The organism is Bacillus sp. LR_5, from assembly GCF_042709275.1.
The window spans coordinates 1-2092 of sequence record NZ_JAVAXX010000531.1; the positions used below are offsets into that span (position 1 = coordinate 1).

Sequence of the window (2092 nt, forward strand, 5' to 3'; positions counted from 1 at the left end):
ATCTACATTTTTGAACAGAGTCATTGGACAAAAAATCGCGATCATGAGCGATAAGCCCCAAACGACGAGAAACAAGGTGCAAGGAGTACTGACGACAGGCACATCACAAACCATTTTTATTGACACACCAGGGATTCATAAACCTAAGCATAAACTTGGGGACTTTATGATGAAAGTGGCGCAAAATACATTAAAAGAAGTCGATTTGATCTTGTTTATGATCAATGCTGAGGAAGGCTACGGGAAGGGCGACGAATTCATCATTGAGAAATTGCAGACGATGTCTACGCCTGTATTCTTAATCGTAAACAAAATCGATAAAATTCATCCCGACCAATTGCTTCTGCTAATTGACGAATACAGCAAACGTTATCCTTTTAAGGAAATTGTTCCGATTTCTGCTTTAGAAGGAAATAACATCGAAACCTTGCTCGCGCAGATCGAAGCGTATTTGCCGGAAGGGCCGCAATTCTATCCGAGTGACCAGGTAACTGACCACCCTGAACGATTTATCATTTCTGAATTAATCAGGGAAAAGGTGCTGCATTTGACGAGAGAAGAAATCCCGCACAGCATTGCGGTGGCCATCGAATCCATCAAAGGGCAGGACAACGGTTCTGTGCACGTAGCGGCAACGATTGTGGTCGAGCGGGATTCCCAGAAAGGCATCGTGATCGGTAAAAAAGGAAGCCTTCTAAAAGAGGTTGGAAAAAGAGCGAGAGCGGATATTGAAGCACTGTTGGGCTCCCGTGTCTACCTTGAATTGTGGGTGAAAGTGCAGAAAGACTGGCGTAATAAAATGTCCCAGCTTCGCGATTTTGGCTTTAAAGAGGACGAATATTAATCTCTTCCCGTGTGTGTCATTATCTCACAGGAACAGGGATACATTAGCAAATTTTGTTTAACATGAAATGGAGGACATCTGGTCAAGATAAAGGTAAGAATTTGGAGTTTAGGTAAGCTAGTTTAACTACAGAAAGGTGGGTTTCTTGTGTTGAATTTTACCTGGAACGTATTTTCTCAAACAGGAAATGTTGATACGTATCTTCTTTTTAAAGAACTGGAAAAAGAGAACATGGAAAGACCCGAAGAACTAGAAGATGAGCTAGCCCGATTTGATTATCCAATTTTATAAACCTCTTGGCCGCTCCTGCTTGAGGAAGGTGCGGAAATGCTGACAAAATGTGAAGGGATCGTTCTTCGCACAAATGATTACGGAGAGACGAATAAAATCGTAACATTACTGACAAGAGAACACGGAAAAATAGGTGTTATGGCACGAGGCGCCAAAAAACCGAACAGCCGTTTATCAGCAGTCAGCCAGCCCTTTTTGTATGGTTCTTTCTTAATGCAAAAAACATCGGGCCTCGGAACGCTTCAGCAGGGGGAAATGATCCTCAGCATGAGAGGCATCAGGGAAGACTTGTTTTTAACAGCATATGCTGCCTATGTTGCTGAGTTAGTCGACAGAGGCACAGAAGAAAAAAAGCCAAATCCTTATTTATTTGAATTCATATTAGAATCATTAAAGCAGTTGAATGAAGGAACAGATCCGGATGTTATCACCTTCATTGTTCAAATGAAGATGCTCGGTGTCATGGGCCTGTATCCTGAGCTGAATCATTGTGTACATTGTAAAAGCCAAGACGGAACCTTTCATTTCTCTGTTCGTGATAATGGTTTTATATGCCACCGCTGTTTTGAAAAAGATCCTTACAGGATACCGATTAAACCGCAAACGGCAAGGCTGTTAAGGCTCTTTTACTATTTTGATCTGTCGAGACTCGGCAATGTGTCCTTAAAAGAGGAAACAAAAGCTGAATTAAAGCAAGTGATTGATTTATATTACGAAGAATATTCGGGATTGTATTTAAAATCAAAGCGCTTTTTAGATCAAATGGAAAGCATGAAACATCTTATGGGTGAAAACAAAAGTTGACATTTGGTCCATCTTTTTATATGATCATTTATTATAAAATATGTTGCAGTGAGAGAAAGAATTACTTGCGTTTACCTCATGAAAGCGACCTTAGGGCGGTGTAAGCTAAGGATGAGCACGCAACGAAAGTCATTCTTGAGCAATTTTAAAAAA

Annotated in this window: 3 protein-coding genes; all 3 read left to right on the forward strand. The window is 40.8% G+C overall.

The features are described 5' to 3' along the window. A partial coding sequence (gene era, locus RAC86_RS38085; RefSeq protein ID WP_377886896.1) for a GTPase Era occupies positions 1-844 on the forward strand: 844 nt, incomplete at its 5' end. Positions 845-991: 147 nt separating this feature from the next. Next, positions 992-1135: a YqzL family protein gene (locus tag RAC86_RS38090; protein ID WP_003230053.1), complete on the forward strand. Its 144-nt coding sequence runs from the start codon at positions 992-994 to the stop codon at positions 1133-1135. Between the two features lie 36 nt (positions 1136-1171). Beyond that, complete coding sequence (recO, locus tag RAC86_RS38095; protein WP_003230055.1) at positions 1172-1939, forward strand: DNA repair protein RecO; 768 nt, start codon at positions 1172-1174, stop codon at positions 1937-1939. The last annotated feature ends 153 nt before the right edge of the window (positions 1940-2092 follow it).

Bases quoted from the DNA above. Each gene is read 5' to 3' on its own strand.
- recO (WP_003230055.1), top strand. From the start codon at position 1,172: ATGCTGACAAAATGTGAAGGGATCGTTCTTCGCACAAATGATTACGGA.